The 12,912-nt window shown below is 72.4% G+C and carries 14 protein-coding genes and 1 tRNA gene; 5 read left to right on the plus strand and 10 right to left on the minus strand.

The genetic code is table 11. The annotated features are described in order from the left end of the window. Positions 1–8 precede the first annotated feature (8 nt). Entirely contained in the window at positions 9–947 is a 939-nt protein-coding gene (locus AC5WRL_RS10875) for a GNAT family N-acetyltransferase (protein WP_496088198.1), read from the plus strand. A 127-nt stretch (positions 948–1,074) separates the two neighbouring features. Here the strand turns inward: AC5WRL_RS10875 and AC5WRL_RS10880 are convergent, their stop codons facing one another. From AC5WRL_RS10880 to AC5WRL_RS10890, 3 genes are read right to left on the minus strand one after another with little or no spacing between them, the layout of a single operon-like run. After that, positions 1,075–2,112: an alpha/beta fold hydrolase gene (locus AC5WRL_RS10880; RefSeq protein ID WP_496088199.1), complete on the minus strand. Its 1,038-nt coding sequence runs from the start codon at positions 2,110–2,112 to the stop codon at positions 1,075–1,077. A gap of 25 nt (positions 2,113–2,137) precedes the next feature. Then, on the minus strand, positions 2,138–2,638 hold the full coding sequence (locus tag AC5WRL_RS10885; RefSeq protein WP_496088200.1) for a DinB family protein: 501 nt from the start codon (positions 2,636–2,638) through the stop codon (positions 2,138–2,140). Positions 2,639–2,676: 38 nt separating this feature from the next. Further along, positions 2,677–3,303 (minus strand): SAM-dependent methyltransferase, encoded by a 627-nt coding sequence (locus AC5WRL_RS10890; RefSeq protein ID WP_496088451.1) that lies wholly within the window; start codon positions 3,301–3,303, stop codon positions 2,677–2,679. Positions 3,304–3,405: 102 nt separating this feature from the next. Here AC5WRL_RS10890 and AC5WRL_RS10895 point away from each other — a divergent pair, with 102 nt between their 5' ends. Then, a complete protein-coding gene (locus tag AC5WRL_RS10895) occupies positions 3,406–4,014 on the plus strand; it encodes a helix-turn-helix domain-containing protein (RefSeq protein WP_496088201.1) in 609 nt (202 codons plus the stop codon). 102 nt (positions 4,015–4,116) lie between these two features. On the opposite strand, the gene tesB is transcribed toward AC5WRL_RS10895, so the two are convergent. The 3 genes from tesB to AC5WRL_RS10910 all read right to left on the minus strand — a co-directional run bounded on the left by tesB (position 4,117) and on the right by AC5WRL_RS10910 (position 5,630). Further along, entirely contained in the window at positions 4,117–5,010 is an 894-nt protein-coding gene (gene tesB / locus AC5WRL_RS10900; protein ID WP_496088202.1) for an acyl-CoA thioesterase II, read from the minus strand. A gap of 79 nt (positions 5,011–5,089) precedes the next feature. After that, positions 5,090–5,163 (minus strand) — tRNA-Met (locus tag AC5WRL_RS10905). Positions 5,164–5,204: 41 nt separating this feature from the next. Beyond that, positions 5,205–5,630, minus strand: a complete 426-nt coding sequence (locus AC5WRL_RS10910) for a Fur family transcriptional regulator (protein ID WP_496088203.1) — start codon at positions 5,628–5,630, stop codon at positions 5,205–5,207. A 144-nt stretch (positions 5,631–5,774) separates the two neighbouring features. Here AC5WRL_RS10910 and AC5WRL_RS10915 point away from each other — a divergent pair, with 144 nt between their 5' ends. Beyond that, positions 5,775–7,238, plus strand: coding sequence for a catalase (locus tag AC5WRL_RS10915; RefSeq protein WP_496088204.1), 1,464 nt, complete (start codon positions 5,775–5,777; stop codon positions 7,236–7,238). A gap of 90 nt (positions 7,239–7,328) precedes the next feature. Here AC5WRL_RS10915 and hisN read toward each other — a convergent pair whose 3' ends face one another. Together hisN and AC5WRL_RS10925 are read right to left on the minus strand one after the other, a co-directional pair. Continuing rightward, positions 7,329–8,147, minus strand: a complete 819-nt coding sequence (hisN, locus tag AC5WRL_RS10920) for a histidinol-phosphatase (RefSeq protein WP_496088205.1) — start codon at positions 8,145–8,147, stop codon at positions 7,329–7,331. A gap of 23 nt (positions 8,148–8,170) precedes the next feature. Further along, positions 8,171–8,350 (minus strand): hypothetical protein, encoded by a 180-nt coding sequence (locus AC5WRL_RS10925; RefSeq protein ID WP_496088206.1) that lies wholly within the window; start codon positions 8,348–8,350, stop codon positions 8,171–8,173. Between the two features lie 101 nt (positions 8,351–8,451). Here AC5WRL_RS10925 and AC5WRL_RS10930 point away from each other — a divergent pair, with 101 nt between their 5' ends. Together AC5WRL_RS10930 and AC5WRL_RS10935 are read left to right on the plus strand one after the other, a co-directional pair. After that, the gene (locus AC5WRL_RS10930) at positions 8,452–9,513 is read left to right on the plus strand and encodes an NAD(P)H-dependent flavin oxidoreductase (protein WP_496088207.1); all 1,062 of its coding nucleotides are present in this window, start codon (positions 8,452–8,454) and stop codon (positions 9,511–9,513) included. Positions 9,514–9,562: 49 nt separating this feature from the next. After that, positions 9,563–10,225 (plus strand): sensor domain-containing protein, encoded by a 663-nt coding sequence (locus AC5WRL_RS10935; RefSeq protein WP_496088208.1) that lies wholly within the window; start codon positions 9,563–9,565, stop codon positions 10,223–10,225. Between the two features lie 244 nt (positions 10,226–10,469). Here AC5WRL_RS10935 and rsgA read toward each other — a convergent pair whose 3' ends face one another. Both rsgA and aroA read right to left on the minus strand, forming a co-directional pair. After that, the gene (gene rsgA / locus AC5WRL_RS10940; protein ID WP_496088209.1) at positions 10,470–11,477 is read right to left on the minus strand and encodes a ribosome small subunit-dependent GTPase A; all 1,008 of its coding nucleotides are present in this window, start codon (positions 11,475–11,477) and stop codon (positions 10,470–10,472) included. Positions 11,478–11,492: 15 nt separating this feature from the next. Further along, positions 11,493–12,833 (minus strand): 3-phosphoshikimate 1-carboxyvinyltransferase, encoded by a 1,341-nt coding sequence (gene aroA, locus AC5WRL_RS10945; RefSeq protein WP_496088210.1) that lies wholly within the window; start codon positions 12,831–12,833, stop codon positions 11,493–11,495. Positions 12,834–12,912 lie beyond the last annotated feature (79 nt).

Consider the following 12,912-nt stretch of genomic DNA (forward strand, 5'->3'; position numbering starts at 1 on the left):
CTCCGGCCGTGACGTCCGTGACGCGTACGAGCAACACGAGCACACCACCCATGGAGACCCGGCTACGGGCCCTGGATCCCCTGCTGCCCGCCGTTCACGCGCTGCCCGAGCCGGCCGCCGGCGACATCGCCTTCACCCTCCCCGGCGCCGAGGCCCGCTACCGGCGCCGCCGGCTCGATCCGCAGGCGTACGAGGCCAGCTGGTCGGCCCTGGACCAGCACCAGCTGCACGTCCGGCTCACCGGCCCCGACCCCGCCCGCGCACTGGACGCGCTGCTGGCCGCCTGGGACAAGCGGATGGCCGCCACCGGGCCGGCGGCCGGCGACAGCGAGGCCACCTTCACCTGGCCCAGCCGCGACACCGAGGTCACCCCGACACTGCTCGCGCACGGCTTCACCCCGAAGACCATCATCGCGGCCCGCCGGGCCGCCGCCCGCGAACCGGACCGCGCCCGGACGGCCGGCGGCATGCTGGTACGGCCGCTGGCGCCCGCCGACCCCGTCGAGCTGGACCGGGCGGTGGCGCTGTGGCGGGACGGGCTGCGCTGGGACGAACAGTTCGGCGCGACGGTACGGCGCGAGGCGTCCGAGCGGCACGCCCGGCAGCGGCTGGCCGCCCCCGGCGCGTGGGTGTGGGTCGCCGAGCGCAACGGCCGGATCACCGGCCTGCTGTCCGTCGAACCGCCCGCGGACGCCGCCTGGGCCGCCCGCCAGATCGCCGCCCGCCGGGTCGGTTATCTCGCCACCCTCATGGTCGAGGCGGCCGAGCGCGGCACCGGCACCGGCACGGCGCTGGTCCGCACCGCACACCTGGCCCTCGCCGAGGCGGGCGCCACCCACACCCTGCTCCACTACGCCGCGCTGAGCCCCCTGTCGGGCCCGTTCTGGCACCGGGCGGGCTACCGCCCGCTGTGGACGACCTGGGCCCGGCGCCCGCCCTGCCACTGAGGGGCCGCCCTGGGCACCCCCGCGCCCGGGCCCGCCCGTCTCACGGACTTCTGCCCGAACGGTTCGGCTGTCCGGTTCGGCGGGAGGGGATGTCAGTGCCCGCTGCGATGCCGTCTTGGTGGCGTGGTCATCCGTCGAGGAAAAGCAAGAGCTCGGCGGTGACGAACTGAGGGTTCTCCCGGACGAGCCAGTGCCCGGCGTCCGGCACGTCCACCGCCCGCACGATGTTGGTCACGCGCGGGGCGACTGTGCCCTGGATCCCTTCGAGTTGCCCTTGGGCGGCCATGAGCAGGGTCGGCACACCGACCGGTGCCGCTGCCACAGTGTCGCGGACGTCTTTGTCGAGGGCGCGGTAGAGGTCGAAGCCGCCCGACAGGACCTGGGGCCGACTGTACGTTCGTGCGTACTCGTCGATCTCGGCGTCGGTGAACGGGGACCGGTCGGAGGTGCCGCCGAACGCCGTGCCACCGAAGGAGACCTGAGGATAGAACAGCGCCAGGTACTCGCGGACATCATCATCCACGACCGCCTCGGGGACTCGTTGCTGGGAGTGAAAGGCGATGTGCCAGCTCAGCGAGCGGTAGGTGGGCGCATCGATCGCGGGCCCGGGCAGCGGCAGGTCGAGGTAGCCGAGGCGTGCGGTGTCGTCGGGGAACTGGGCAGCGTACTGGAATGCCACCGCGGCACCGAAATCGTGCCCGATGACACGGGCGTCACGCACCCCGAGCTGATCGGCGATCAGGGTGTGCACGTACCGCGCCAGCGTGGCTTTGTCATAGCCGGTCGGTGAGCCGGTGCTGTCACCCAGTCCGGGAAGGTCGACGGCGTAGACGGTGTGGTGCTCGGCGAGTTCCGGCATGATCGGCCACCAGCCGTACCAGGTCTGTGGCCAGCCGTGTATCAGCACGACCGGTGTGCCGCTGCCGCCGGTCACGTAGTGCATACGGACGCCGTCGACGTCGGCGAACTCGTGCCGGAAGGTGTTCTCGAACCGGGGATCGTCCTGGGTCGCGGCGGTGTGGTCGGGAACGCCGTCGCCAGCGGTGGGCGCGGACGTGGCACAGGCCGCGATGCCGGTCAAGAGCAGGAGAGTGAGCATCATGGTGGCCACGGTGCGCGCGGATCGCCGGAGGACACGCGGCAACGGCCGCAGTGCGGTGATCATGTGTTTCCGTCCTGGAGAGGGTGGGTCAGCGTCCGGTCGTGCCGTCGATGAGCTCGCGGAGGATGTCGGCGTGGCCCGCGTGCCGGCCGGTCTCCTCGATCAGGTGGGTGAGTGCCCAGCGGATGCTGGGAGCGGGGCGGTCCGGCCGGGGCCGGGGAACCGGTGCGCCGAGATCGGCGCACCCATCGAGAACGTCGTTCGCGCGCTTGACCGCGTCCCGGTAGCGGGCGACGACATCGGCCACGCTGTCCGCCGGCGCGGCGCGGAACGTCGCCTGCCAGTCGGTGACGTCGTCCCCGAGGAACATCGACCGCTCGACGTACGTCAGGTGGTTGAGCAGGCCGAGCAGGTTCGTGCCCGACGGCACCGCGGCTGTTCGCACCTGCGGCTCGGGGGCGCCATCGACCTTCGTGGCGATCGAGGTCCGGAGGTAGTCGAGAAAGCCGCGCAGGACCTCGATCTCGCTGCTTCCGGTCCGGGGTGGCGGGGTGTCGCCACGGCCATCGCGGCGTGTGGTGCTGGGCAACAGGGATCGTCTTCCTTCCTTGGGGGCCTGCCGCCGTGTCAGGCGGTGCGGCGGATGAGGAGGACGTGGTCGGTGACCTCGGCGGTGTGCCCGCCTGGTCCGGTCGCGATCCGGCGGGGGGCGTCGGCCCGCTCGACCGTCCATGTCTCCAGAGCCAGATCGATACCGGCGGCGACCTCCCGTGGGCTCGGGTACCGGGTGTCGTCGTCCTGATTCCACGACCACGGCGCGGCCGAGCCGTGGTCGACCACCAGCAGCCGCCCGCCCGGGCGCAGTGCGTGTGCGGCCGAGCGCAGTACGGTTACCCGGTCCAGGTCACCGGGGGTGTGCAGGTAGTGGGCGGAGATCAGGTCGAACCCGCCGGGCGGGAAAGACCTGTGCAGGTCGTGTCGCACGGTGGTGACGCGGTCGCCCAGGCCGTGTGAGCGGGCGAGGGCGGCGAGCCGCTGGACCGCCACGGCCGAGATGTCGGCGGCGGTGACCTGCCACCCCTGGCCGGCGAGCCACAGCGCGTCGCCGCCGTCGCCGCATCCGAGGTCCAACGCGTCACCGGGCGGCAGGCCCGTCACCGTCTCGGTGAGGCGAGCGTTCGGCTGCGGGTTGCCGGCTGCCGGTCGGGCCGCGTAGATGCCGTCCCAGAAGGCGACCGCGTCGGTGGTGCTCATATCGGCGGTGTTCATCAGGACTCCTTGTGTCAGAAGGCGCTCAGTCTCGCCGGGCGCACCACAAACCGGCACGCAATCTTGCGGTAATGGCAAGATGGCCCCATGGATCCCAGGACGGATGACGACGTGCTCGACGCGGTGGGGCCGCGGCTGCGTGCGTTGCGCCGTGACCGCGGCATCACCCTCGCCGACCTCGCGGCGACGACCGGCGTGTCGGAGAGCACCCTGTCCCGGCTGGAGAGCGGGCAACGCCGGGCGAGCCTGGAACTGCTGCTGCCGCTGGCCCGTACCTATGACGTTCCGCTGGACGACCTCGTCGGTGCCCCGCGCACCGGCGACCCCCGGATCCACCTCAAGCCGATCAGGCGGTTCGGGATGACGTTCGTGCCGCTGTCCCGGCGACCGGGCGGTGTGCACGCGTTCAAGATGATCATCCCCGCCCAGCCGGAACCACTCGAACCGACCCCGCAGACCCACGAAGGCTTTGAATGGCTCTACGTGCTCAGCGGACGCCTGCGACTCGTGGCCGGCGAGCGCGACCTGACACTGCCGCCCGGTGAGGCGGCCGAGTTCGACACCTCCGTGCCCCACTGGCTGGGCAGCGCCGACGGCGGCGCGGTTGAGCTTCTCATCCTGTTCGGCCTACAGGGAGTGCGCGCGCATGTGCGCACCGACCCTCATCGGTCGTCTCGGGCCGGGAGCGGACGGTGAACTCACCGAGGTTCCTCAGCGCCAGGAAACGGCCCCGGCCCTACCGGCGGGTTACGTGCTCCCCGGTGTCCGGGCCAGGACTACTGGGCCCCATCTGCGCGATCACTCCTGCTCGCGCCGGGGCACCCGTACCACACCCTCCTGGATCACCGAGACCGCCAGCTGACCGTCCCGGGTGAAGATCCTCCCCCTGGCCAGCCCGCGCCCACCCCCCGAGGTCGGCGAGTCCGTGTCGTACAGCAGCCACTCGTCCGCCCGGAACGGCCGGTGGAACCACATCGCGTGGTCCAGGCTCGCGCCCACCACATCGCCCACCGCCCAGCCACCGCGCCCATGCGCCAGCAGCACCGAGTCCAGCAGCGTCATGTCCGAGACATACGTCGCCAGGCAGATGTGCAGCATCGGGTCGTCGCGCTCACCGTCCAGCTTCCCGTTCGTCCGGAACCACACCTGCGAGCGCGGCTCACGCCGCTCCCCCGCCGTCGCGTACGGCGGCTCCGCCACGTACCGCAGATCCACCGCGCGCCGTGCCTCCAGCAGCAGTTCGGCGACCGCCGGGTGCGCGAACCGGTCCGCGTACCGGTGCAGCACCTCCTCACCGCCCGGCAGCGTCTCCGGGTCCGGGGCGTCCGGCATCGGCTCCTGGTGTTCGAGCCCGGCCTCGGGCAGTTGGAAGGACGCCGACAGATGGAAGATCGGCTGCCCGTGCTGGATCGCCACCACCCGCCGGGTGGTGAAGGAGCGGCCGTCGCGGATGCGGTCCACCGTGTACACGATCGGCGCGCCCGGGTCGCCGCCGCGCAGGAAGTACGAGTGCAGCGAGTGCGGCAGCCGGTCGCTCGGCACGGTGCGGCACGCCGCCACCAGGGCCTGCGCGGCGACCTGGCCGCCGAAGACCCGGGGGATGACCGAGGGGTGGCTCGCACCCCGGAAGATGTCCCGCTCGATCGGCTCCAGATCGAGCAGATCGAGCAAATACTGAAGAGTAGCGTCCATGGCGTTGATTCTCCCCGTCCGCTTCCTGGAATGTGCGAAGGGCCCGGATCCTGATCGGATCCGGGCCCTTCGGCTTCCGTAGCGGGGACAGGATTTGAACCTGCGACCTCTGGGTTATGAGCCCAGCGAGCTACCGAGCTGCTCCACCCCGCGGCGATGTCTTAACTCTAACCCTCGCCGGTGATCAGAGCAAATCAGCCCTGAACGGCGCCCGAACAGCTGGGACAGCGCCCGTAGTACGTGACGGCGACGTCCGAGACGGTGAAGCCGTACCGCTCGTTCTCCGGCAGCGCCCGCAGCGGGTCGGTGGCCAGCCGTACGTCGCGGATCGTGCCGCAGCCCGAGCAGACCAGGTGCTGGTGCGGGTGGTGCGCGTTGGGGTCGTACCGCTTGGCGCGGCCGTCCGTGGTGACCTCGATGATCTCGCCGAGCGCGACCAGGTCGCCCAGGGTGTTGTAGACGGAGGCGCGGGAGATCTCCGGCAGGCGGGCGACGGCGCGGGCGTGCACCTCGTCCGCCGTGTAGTGGACATGCTCACCATCCAGCACCTCGGCGATGACGCGCCGCTGCGCGGTGAGCCGCCAGCCACGGTCCCGGAGTCGTTGTAGCAGGTCACTCATGGTTCCACCCTAGCGCGAGCCGCCCGGGGGCCCGACTTCGTATGACTTCAGGCCCCGTCTTGACTTGGACTAAGTCCAATATAGGATCGGATTCAGCGGAGGCCAAGAGTCCGCACCAAATGGCACCGAAGGGCGTGAACAGGGATGACCGATCAGACCGCGGCGGGACCGCTCACCACGGAGGCCGGCGCGCCGGTAGCCGACAACCAGAACAGCCAGACGGCGGGCGTGGGCGGCCCGGGCCTGATCCAGGACCAGCTGCTCATCGAGAAGCTGGCGCACTTCAACCGGGAGCGCATCCCCGAGCGCATCGTGCACGCCCGCGGCGCCGGCGCGTACGGCACCTTCACCGTCACGGCGGACGTCACCCCGTACACCAGGGCGGCCTTCCTGTCCGAGATCGGCAAGCAGACCGAGACGTTCCTGCGCTTCTCCACCGTGGCCGGCAACCTCGGCGCCGCCGACGCCGTCCGCGACCCGCGCGGCTGGGCGCTGAAGTTCTACACCGAGGAAGGCAACTACGACCTCGTCGGGAACAACACCCCGGTCTTCTTCATCAAGGACGCCATCAAGTTCCCCGACTTCATCCACACCCAGAAGCGCGACCCGTACACGGGCTCCCAGGAGGCGGACAACGTCTGGGACTTCTGGGGCCTGTCGCCCGAGTCCACCCACCAGGTGACCTGGCTGTTCGGCGACCGCGGCATCCCGGCCTCCTACCGGCACCTCAACGGGTACGGCTCGCACACCTTCCAGTGGACCAACGAGGCCGGCGAGGTCTTCTGGGTCAAGTACCACTTCAAGACCGACCAGGGCATCAAGAACCTGACCTCCCAGGAAGCGGCGGTGCTGGCGGGCACGGACCCCGACAGCCACCAGCGTGACCTGCGCGTCTCCATCGAGAACGGCGACTTCCCGACCTGGACCGTGCAGGTGCAGATCATGCCGGCGAGCGAGGCGGCCACCTACCGCTTCAACCCGTTCGACCTCACCAAGGTGTGGCCGCACGAGGACTACCCGCCGATCGAGATCGGCAAGCTGGAGCTGAACCGCAACCCGCAGAACATCTTCGCCGAGGTCGAGCAGTCGATCTTCTCCCCGCACCACTTCGTGCCGGGCATCGGCCCGTCCCCCGACAAGATGCTCCAGGGCCGGCTCTTCGCGTACGGCGACGCCCACCGCTACCGGGTCGGCATCAACGCCGACCACCTGCCGGTCAACCGCCCGCACGCCACCGAGGCCCGCAGCCACGGCCGGGACGGCGTGATGTACGACGGCCGGCACGGCGGCGCCAAGAACTACGAGCCGAACTCCTTCGGCGGCCCGGCCCAGACCGGCCGCCCGCTGTGGGAGCCGACCGCCGTCACCGGCACCGCCGACGGGCACGCGGCGCCCTCGCACGCCGAGGACGACGACTTCGTACAGGCCGGGAACCTCTACCGGCTCATGTCCGAGGACGAGAAGACCCGCCTGATCGACAACCTGGCCGGCTTCATCGCCCAGGTGTCGCGGGACGACATCGCCGACCGCGCGATCGAGAACTTCCGCCGGGCGGACGAGGATTACGGCAAGCGGCTCCAGTCCGCGGTACAGGCCCTCCGTGGCTGACCGGCGCCTGCCGTAACAAAACCGGAGCGGCCGGACCCCGTGGGCGGGGACGGCCGCTCCGGCCTGCGTACCCGGAGGTACGCCGATGGTCTACATGGCGCCGGGCACGTACCCCAGATGCGCCAGCAGCGCCTCGTGCAGCAGCCCGTTGGAGGCCGCGCCGTCCACGCCGAGCGGGCCGTCCGTACCGTCCAGGCCGGTGAACCGGCCGCCCGCCTCCGTGACGATGATCGCGTTGGCCGCCATGTCCCACACCGAGAGCTCCGGCTCGGCGCACAGATCGACCGCGCCCTCGGCGACCATCATGTACGGCCAGAAGTCCCCGTACGCGCGGGTCCGCCACACCTTGCCGGACAGCTCCAGGAAGCTGCCGAGCTTGCCGCGCTCCTGCCAGCCGGTGAGCGAGGAGTACGCGAACGAGGCGTCCGCCACGTCCGCCACCTTCGACACCTGGATCCGGGTGGCGGAGGTGAGCCCGCGCCCGGTGTACGCGCCGCTGCCGAGCGCCGCCCACCAGCGGCGGTGCAGCGCGGGAGCCGACACGACGCCGACGACGGGGCGCTCCGTACCGTGCTCGTCGCGCTCCAGCAGGGCGATGAGGGTGGCCCACACCGGGACGCCGCGCACATAGTTCTTGGTGCCGTCGATCGGGTCGATGATCCAGCGGCGGGCCGTGCCGGCGCCCTGGCTGGTGCCGTACTCCTCGCCCAGCACCGTGTCGCGCGGCCGGGCCCGGCCCAGCTGCGCGCGGATGAGTTCCTCCGCCGCGCGGTCGGCCTCGGTGACCGGCGTCATATCGGGTTTGGTGGCCACCTGGAGATCGATCGCCTTGAACCGGTCCATGGTGAGCGCGTCGGCGCCGTCCGCCAGCACATGGGCCAGCCGCAGATCGTCGTGGTAATCGGCCATGCGGACCAGTATCCCCCGTCGGTTCAGTGGGCGGGAGCGTCACCCCGGTCGCGCAGCACCCACATCCCGATGCCGGAACCGAGCGCCACCCCACCGGAACAGATGCTGAGCAGCGCCTGCGTCACCCCGCTGTCGAGGGCGAAGTTGACGAAGACGTTCGCGGTCAGGCTGACGACGAGGGTGAACAGCAGCAGCGATTTCATGCCGACCAGTCTGCAAGACCCGGCCCGCCGGGCCGACCGCGGCCACCCCTCCCGGTGGTGGAGCGGGCTCCACCCGACGACAAGGCGATTACGCTGCCGGTATGTTCGAACTGCGCGAGCTGAGGGTCCCGATCGTCCAGGCCCCGATGGCGGGCGGAGCCACCACTCCCGAGCTGGTGGCGGCGGTGGTACGGGCCGGCGGGCTCGGCTTTCTGGCCGCCGGGTATCTGACCCCCGAGGCACTGGCGGAGCGGATCGCCGGAACCCGGCGGCTGGTGGGCGCGGGGCCGTTCGGCGTCAACGTCTTCGTGCCGGGTCCGCCGCCTGCGGATCTCGGCCCGGTGCTGCGCTACCGCGCCGAACTGGCGGCGGAGGCGCGGCGGTACGGCGTACCGCAGCTGCCGGAGCCGGATGTGCGCGACACCGACCACTGGGAGCACAAGCTCGATCTGCTGCTGGCCGATCCGGTGCCGGTGGTGTCCTTCACCTTCGGCGCGCCACCGGCCGCGACGGTGGCCGCGCTGCGCGCGGCCGGGACGGCCGTGATCTGTACGGTCACCACGCCCGCCGAGGCGGCGGAGGCCACCGCCCTGGGGGTGGACGCGCTGTGTGTGCAGGGCCCGGAGGCGGGCGGCCACCGCGGCTGTTTCGACGCGGAGGCGGACCCGGACGACACGCCGCTGACCGAACTCCTGCCCCGGGTACGGGAGCGGACCGCTCTCCCCCTGATCGCGGCGGGCGGCCTGGCCACGGGGGCGGACATCGCGGCGGTGCTGCGCGGGGGCGTGGCCGGGGCGGCGCAGCTGGGCACGGCGTATCTGCGTACCCCGGAGGCGGGCACGGGCGCGGCGTACCGGGCGGCGCTGGCGAACGAGGACGACTTCGCGGAGACCACCGTCACCCGCGCCTTCTCGGGCCGCCCGGCGCGCGGCCTGCGCAACCGTTTCCTCGATGCCCACACCGCCACCGCCCCGGCCGGCTATCCCCTCCTGCACCAGCTGACCAAGCCGCTGCGCGCGGCTGCCGCCGCCGCCGGCGACCCGCACGGGCTGAGCCTGTGGGCGGGCACCGGCCACCGGCACACGACGGACGAGGGCGCGGCGGAGCTGACCGGCCGGCTGTGGCGGGAGGCGGAGGGTGTACTCAGCACCACCCACGGCTGACGCCCCAGGCCGCTGTTGAACAGCGGTTCCCGGCCAGAGGATGGACGCCATGAGCACCCCGACTCCCCCGGCCCGAGGCCGTTTCGCACGCGAACTGTCGTATCTGCTGCGCGGCCTGCCGGTCGGCATCGTGGCCTTCACCGTCGCGGTCACCGGGTTCAGCCTGGGCATGGGCACCCTGGTCATCGGGGCCGGGATACCGGTCCTCGCGGGAACCCTGCGGGCCGCCCGGGGCATGGCCGTCGTGGAACGCCGCGAACTCGAAGCGCTCAGCGGCCGTCCGCTGCCGCCGCACCACTACCGGCGGCCGGGCGGCACCGGCTTCACGGGCCTGGTCCGTTCCCTGGCGGAGCCGCAGTCCTGGCGCGATCTGGCGCACATGGTGGTGTCGTTCCCGCTGCGGGTGGCCGGCTTCTGCCTGGCCGTCACCTGGACGGTGGGCGGCGCCGGCGGGCTGCTCTACTTCGCCTGGGCGTGGTCCCTGCCGCGCGGCGACGACCACCACGGCCTGCTGGACCTGATCACGGGCAACGACTCCTACGCGGGCGATGTGGCCCTCACCACCGCCATCGGTGTGGTCCTGCTGGCGACCGCGCTCCCGCTGGTCCGCGGCCTTGCGGCACTGCACCGTTCGCTGGCGAGCGCGCTGCTGACCAACCAGACGGCAGCCCACCGCGCCACGATGGCTTCCCCTGCCCCGGCCGCCTCGTGACGCGCACCGCCCCGCCGCCTGGCACCCCGGCTCGCACGACGGAGACCAACCCGCCCCCACCCGAGGTTCCAGAGCCGCCCGCGCACGCCACAGACACCACCGCCCGGGCGGTGCGGGCGAGGCTGGCTCTCCCCGTCTTCGCCGGCGGCCGGCCCATGACCGCCGGAGCCATGGATGACGCGATCGTCGCGCGCGTCAGGGAGCGGGCGGCCCGACGCTGACCGGCGGCACATCGGTCCGCCGGTCAGTCCCCGGCCGTGCGCTCCCGCGTCGCCAGCAGGCGGCGCAGGGAGTACAGCCGCGACGGGTCCGCGTGGCCCTCGGCCACCCACGCGTCCAGGGCGCAGTCCGGTTCGTCGTGGCTGCATGCCCGGGGGCAGTTGGCGGCGCCCGGCTCCAGGTCGGGGAAGGCCCCGATCACCCGGGACGGGTCCACGTGGTTGAGGCCGAAGGACCGTACGCCGGGGGTGTCGATGACCCAGCCCGCCGAGTCGGGCAGCGGCAGGGCCAGCGCCGAGACGGTGGTGTGGCGGCCCCGCCCGGTCACCGCGTTGACATGCCCGGTGGCGCGCTGCCGTTCCGGCACCAGGGCGTTGACCAGGGTGGTCTTGCCGACCCCGCTGTGGCCCACGAACGCCGTGATCCGGTCCGCCAGCAACTCCCGTACCGCAGCCACCGATTCGGCGTCCTCGAAGCGTTCCGCGCTGGTCACCACGTGCCGCACCCCGAGCGGCGCGTACGTCTCCAGCAGCGGACCGGCCGGGGCCAGGTCCGCCTTCGTGAGGATCAGCAGCGGCTCCAGACCCGCGTCGTACGCGGCCACCAGGCAGCGGTCGATCAGCCGTGGCCGGGGCTCGGGGTCGGCCAGCGCCGTGACCACCGCGAGCTGGTCGGCGTTGGCGACGACCACCCGCTCGAACGGGTCGTCGTCATCGGCCGTGCGCCGCAGCACGGAGGTGCGCTCCTCCACCCGGACGATCCGCGCCAGCGTGTCCCGCTTGCCCGAGAGGTCGCCGACCACGGCGACCCGGTCGCCCACCACGACGGCCTTGCGGCCCAGTTCGCGGGCCTTCATCGCGGTGACGGTCACCTCGCCCACCAGGCAGGTGATCCGGCCCCGGTCCACCGTCAGGACGAATCCCTGGGCCGCGTCCTCGTGCGCGGGCCTGCGGTGGGTGCGGGGGCGGCTGCCGTGCCGGGACGGCCGGACCCGTACATCGTCCTCATCGGTGTGCTTGCCGTACCGGCGCATCGTGTGCAGCCCGGCCTAGCCGCGTCCCGCCAGCATGTCGCGCCACAGTTCGGGGAAGTCGGGCATGGTCTTGCCGGTGGTGGCGATGTTCTCCACCTCCAGGTCCTTCACCACCAGACCCAGAATGGCACCGGCGGTCGCCAGCCGGTGGTCCTCGTACGTGTGGAACACCCCGCCGTGCAGCGGGCGCGGGCGGATCCGCAGGCCGTCGGCCGTCTCCGTCACATCGCCGCCCAGCGCGTTGATCTCGCGGGTGAGGGCCGCCAGCCGGTCCGTCTCGTGCAGCCGCAGATGGGCCACGCCGCGCAGCACCGACTCGTCCTCGGCCAGCGCCGCGACCGCCGCGATGCCGGGGGTCAGCTCGCCGACCTCGCCCAGGTCGATGTCGATGCCGTGGATCCGGCCGCTGCCGGTGAGCGTCAGGCCCCGGTCGTCCAGGACGCAGTCGCCGCCCATCGCGGAGAAGATCTCCCGCAGCGCGTCACCGGGCTGGGTGGTGTGGAAGGGCCAGTCGGGGATGGTGACGCTGCCGCCGGTGACCAGCGCGGCGGCCAGGAACGGCTGGGCGTTGGACAGGTCGGGCTCGATGACCAGGTCGCGGCCGAGCAGCGCGCCGGGGGACACCCGCCACAGGTTCGGCTCGCCGCCCGACTCGGGGGCGTCCACCTGGGCGCCGGCCCGGCGCAGCATGTCGACGGTCATCCGGATGTGCGGCAGCGAGGGCAGCACGGTGCCGGTGTGCCGGACCTCCACGCCCTGGTTGAAGCGCGGGGCGGACAGCAGCAGGGCGCTGATGAACTGGGAGGACGAGGAGGCGTCCACCTCCACCCGCCCGCCGTCCAGCGAGCCCGCGCCGTGCACGGTCAGCGGCAGCGCGCCGCGCCCCTCGTCGTCGATCCGGGCACCGAGCGCGCGCAGCGCGTCGATGACGCCGTGCAGCGGGCGTTCGTACGAACGGGGGTCGCCGTCGAAGCGGACCGGGCCTTCGGCGAGGGTGGCCAGCGGCGGCAGGAAGCGCATCACGGTGCCGGCGTTGCCGACGTCGACGGTGGCCGGGGCCTGCGGGGTGGCGGGGATGATCCGCCAGGACTCGCCGAGCCCCTCGGGGGCGACGGTGGAGTTGGAGGAGACGGTCTCCTCGATGCCGATGCCCAGCGAGCGCAGCGCGTCGGCCATCAGGAGGGTGTCGCGGGACCGCAGCGGGCGCCGTACCCAGCCCGGCTCGGCGGCCAGCGCGGCGAGGATCAGGGCGCGGTTGGTGACCGACTTGGAGCCGGGCACCGTGACGGTCGCCTCGACCGCGCCGGAGGCGAGCGGGGCGGGCCAGTGGTCGGCGGTCAGGCTGTGATCGGTCATGGTGCTCACTTTAGTGCGCGACGGAGTGCGGGGCGGCGGGCCCGGGTCGGGGCCGGGCCCCTGGACGCGGTCCGGGATG

The organism is Streptomyces sp. NTD107, assembly GCF_059510435.1.

What these genes read in the sequence shown, in the direction of transcription:
- rsgA (WP_496088209.1), bottom strand. Translation starts at nt 11,477, where the DNA reads ATGCGCCGGTACGGCAAGCACACCGATGAGGACGATGTACGGGTCCGG.
- AC5WRL_RS10880 (WP_496088199.1), bottom strand. Translation starts at nt 2,112, where the DNA reads ATGATCACCGCACTGCGGCCGTTGCCGCGTGTCCTCCGGCGATCCGCG.
- hisN (WP_496088205.1), bottom strand. Translation starts at nt 8,147, where the DNA reads ATGGCCGATTACCACGACGATCTGCGGCTGGCCCATGTGCTGGCGGAC.
- aroA (WP_496088210.1), bottom strand. Translation starts at nt 12,833, where the DNA reads ATGACCGATCACAGCCTGACCGCCGACCACTGGCCCGCCCCGCTCGCC.
- tesB (WP_496088202.1), bottom strand. Translation starts at nt 5,010, where the DNA reads ATGGACGCTACTCTTCAGTATTTGCTCGATCTGCTCGATCTGGAGCCG.
- AC5WRL_RS10910 (WP_496088203.1), bottom strand. Translation starts at nt 5,630, where the DNA reads ATGAGTGACCTGCTACAACGACTCCGGGACCGTGGCTGGCGGCTCACC.
- AC5WRL_RS10925 (WP_496088206.1), bottom strand. Translation starts at nt 8,350, where the DNA reads ATGAAATCGCTGCTGCTGTTCACCCTCGTCGTCAGCCTGACCGCGAAC.
- AC5WRL_RS10930 (WP_496088207.1), top strand. Translation starts at nt 8,452, where the DNA reads ATGTTCGAACTGCGCGAGCTGAGGGTCCCGATCGTCCAGGCCCCGATG.
- AC5WRL_RS10935 (WP_496088208.1), top strand. Translation starts at nt 9,563, where the DNA reads ATGAGCACCCCGACTCCCCCGGCCCGAGGCCGTTTCGCACGCGAACTG.
- AC5WRL_RS10915 (WP_496088204.1), top strand. Translation starts at nt 5,775, where the DNA reads ATGACCGATCAGACCGCGGCGGGACCGCTCACCACGGAGGCCGGCGCG.
- AC5WRL_RS10890 (WP_496088451.1), bottom strand. Translation starts at nt 3,303, where the DNA reads ATGAGCACCACCGACGCGGTCGCCTTCTGGGACGGCATCTACGCGGCC.
- AC5WRL_RS10895 (WP_496088201.1), top strand. Translation starts at nt 3,406, where the DNA reads ATGGATCCCAGGACGGATGACGACGTGCTCGACGCGGTGGGGCCGCGG.